Source organism: Pseudooceanicola antarcticus (assembly GCF_900215355.1).
Classification (GTDB): Bacteria; Pseudomonadota; Alphaproteobacteria; order Rhodobacterales; family Rhodobacteraceae; genus Pseudooceanicola; species Pseudooceanicola antarcticus.
On sequence record NZ_OBEA01000017.1, the window covers coordinates 1 to 1,011 of the forward strand.

Annotated in this window: 1 protein-coding gene; it reads left to right on the top strand. The window is 62.9% G+C overall.

Annotated elements, in window-relative coordinates:
• Positions 1–696 (top strand): DNA adenine methylase (locus tag CRO50_RS19795; RefSeq protein WP_099459238.1); only part of this gene is annotated, 696 nt, incomplete at its 5' end.
• Positions 697–1,011: the final 315 nt, after the last annotated feature.

The window sequence follows — 1,011 nt, forward strand, 5'->3', positions numbered from 1 at the left end:
GAGCCCTTCGTGGGCATGGGCGGCGTCTTCCTGCGCCGCACCTGGAAGCCTAAGTGCGAGGTCGCAAACGACCTCAACGGCGAAATCACGAACCTATTCCGCATCCTGCAGCGACACTGCCCGCAGCTGATGGATGTCATGCGCTTTCAGATCACCTCGCGCCGCGAGTTCGAGCGTCTGCGAGCACAGGACCCGACCGGGCTCACGGATCTGGAACGGGCGGCGCGCTTCCTCTACCTCCAGCGCCTGGCCTTCGGTGGCCAGGTCGGCGGCGTCTTCGGCGTGGCCAGCGACCGCGGCGGCCGTTTCAGTCTGGCGCGTCTTGAGCCGCTGCTGGAGGCCGCACACGAACGCCTTGATGGAGTGATCTTCGAGAACCTGGACTGGAAGGATCTGCTACAGCGCTACGACAGTTCCCAGGCGTTGTTCTACCTGGACCCGCCATACTGGGGCGGTGAGGGCGACTACGGGAAGGGGCTGTTCGCCCGTGATCAGTTCGCCGAGATGGCGGAGCTGCTGGCCGGGATCGAGGGCGGGTTCATCCTGTCGATCAATGACCGGCCGGAAATCCGTGAGCTGTTCAAGCGCTTTCAGATCGAGCCGGTGCGGTTGAAGTACACGATCTCCAAGGATAGCGCTTCGGAGGCGCATGAGTTGATCATCTCGAACCGGGAGGTGCGCGTGGGGTTGCTCTAGACAAGATCCGCATCGACTGTTGTGACGGTGCGGAGGGCGAGGCGGGCGTCCGCTATGAGCAGCAAGCGGACACGCCAGCCGGGCTGTCTCCAGCCGTACCTCTAGGCGCTTTCGGCCCGAAGCCGACATTCGCCAGGTCAGGCTCCGCTGCGGCGCAGCTTCACCAAAGCCGCCGTCGACGGCATCATGCAGCATAATCTGGAACGCGAAGGTCCACCAAGCGGACGAAGCTCCCGTGCGACAAATTGCTACTTCAACGCCTGAGCAAGTTTATAGGCGCGCCGTCTCTCTGCATCAAACTCATCCATTACAGGC